This window comes from Parafrankia sp. FMc2, from assembly GCF_041008525.1.
GTDB lineage: Bacteria > Actinomycetota > Actinomycetes > Frankiales > Frankiaceae > Parafrankia.
The window spans coordinates 1-1,665 of sequence record NZ_JBFLUG010000367.1; the positions used below are offsets into that span (position 1 = coordinate 1).

Below are 1,665 nucleotides of genomic sequence, written 5' to 3' on the forward strand. Positions count from 1 at the left end.
ACGTCGTATCTGCTGCACCGCCTGGACTACAGCCCGCAGGTCCCGGCCCGTCGGGCCGCCGAACGCGACGAGGAGAAGGTCGCCGCGTGGCGGGCGGAGACCTGGGCGAAGGTACGAGGCTAATGGGGCTGCCGGGCCGGTTGTAGTGCAGGCTCGGTTCCGGTAGCCGCTGGCAGGTGAGCACTGTGCTAGGCGGGAGAGGTCGAGTCCTGCCGCTAGATCGTGCCCCTGCCAGTGGTCGGGAGAGTTGACCGCTGATGGGATGTCGTGCCCGGCCCGTAAGGACGTGAGCACTGATCCATTAGGGAGCTGGTGGTTCTCCCGCGCGCTGCCGACGTGGCTGCTGACCGTGGGAGGCGCGGATGCTGTTCGTCGGAGACGACTGGGCTGAGGACCATCACGACGTCGAGGTCCAGGACGAGACCGGCCGCCAATTAGGCAAGGCCCGGCTGCCCGAGGGGGTAGTCGGGATCGGCCGGTTCCACGAGCTGGTCGCCCGGTTCCTGTCCGAGGGTGCGGACGCCGGCGAGGTCGTGATCGGAATCGAGACCGACCGGGGCCCGTGGGTGCGGGCGCTGCTCGCGGCCGGCTACCGGGTGATCGCGGTCAACCCGATCCAGGCCGCCCGCTACCGGGAACGACGCTCGACGTCCGGGGCGAAAAGCGACGCGGCGGACGCGCACGCGTTGGCGGACATGGTCCGCATCGACCGGCATCAGCTGCGGGCGGTGGCCGGGGACAGCGACCTGGCCGAGGCGGTCAAGGTCACCGCCCGGGCGCACCAGACCCTGATCTGGGATCGCACCCGCCACGTGCAGCGGCTGCGCAGCTCGCTACGGGAGTACTTCCCCGCCGCGTTGGAGGCGTTCGACGACCTGACGGCCCCGGACTGCCTGGAACTACTGGCCAAAGCAGCGACCCCGGCTGCGGGCGCCCGGCTGACCGTGGCGCAGATCTCCGCCGCACTCACCCGAGCCCGCCGCCGTGACGTCGCGTCGAAGTCCCGGGTGATCCGGGCGGTGCTCCACAGTCCCCAGCTCGCCCAGCCGCCGGCTCTGACCAGCGCCTACGCGGGAACGGCGCGGGCCCTGGTCGCGCTGCTCACCACGTTGAACGGTGAGATCAGCCGGCTGGAGGAGCAGATCGACACGGATTTTGGCCAGCACCCGGACGCTGAGATCTACCTGTCCCAACCCGGCCTGGGTCAGATCCTCGCCGCCCGGGTGCTCGCCGAGTTCGGCGACGACCCGAAGCGCTACGCCGACGCCAAGGCCCGCAAGAACTACGCCGGGACCAGCCCGATCACCCGCGCCTCCGGCAAAAAGAAGATCGTGATGGCCCGGTACGCGCGCAATCCCCGGCTCGCTGACGCCCTGCACCAGCAGGCGTTCTGCGCCCTGACCGCCTCCCCAGGCGCCCGCGCCTACTACGACATGCTCCGCGCCCGCGGCACCGGCCACCACACCGCTCTCCGCCAACTCGCCAACCGGCTCGTCGGCATCCTCCACGGCTGCCTCAAGACCCACACCCACTACCAGGAAGCAACCGCCTGGTCACATCACGCCACACAGCCGACCGCCGCTTGACGCGCTAGACCATGGGATATCTAGCGGCGACGACCGGCGCGTGGATCGTCTTCGAGGACGAAGCCGGGCAGAGCCTGCG

General features: G+C 70.3%; 1 protein-coding gene and 1 pseudogene. Both read left to right on the forward strand.

The genetic code is table 11. From position 1 onward, the window contains the following. A pseudogene (locus tag AB1460_RS37305) lies at positions 1-120 on the forward strand (winged helix-turn-helix domain-containing protein); the annotation flags it as partial. A 242-nt stretch (positions 121-362) separates the two neighbouring features. Further along, on the forward strand, positions 363-1,586 hold the full coding sequence (locus AB1460_RS37310; protein WP_368967257.1) for an IS110 family transposase: 1,224 nt from the start codon (positions 363-365) through the stop codon (positions 1,584-1,586). The last annotated feature ends 79 nt before the right edge of the window (positions 1,587-1,665 follow it).

Coding starts and splice junctions, on each gene's coding strand:
- AB1460_RS37310 (WP_368967257.1), top strand. CDS start 363: ATGCTGTTCGTCGGAGACGACTGGGCTGAGGACCATCACGACGTCGAG.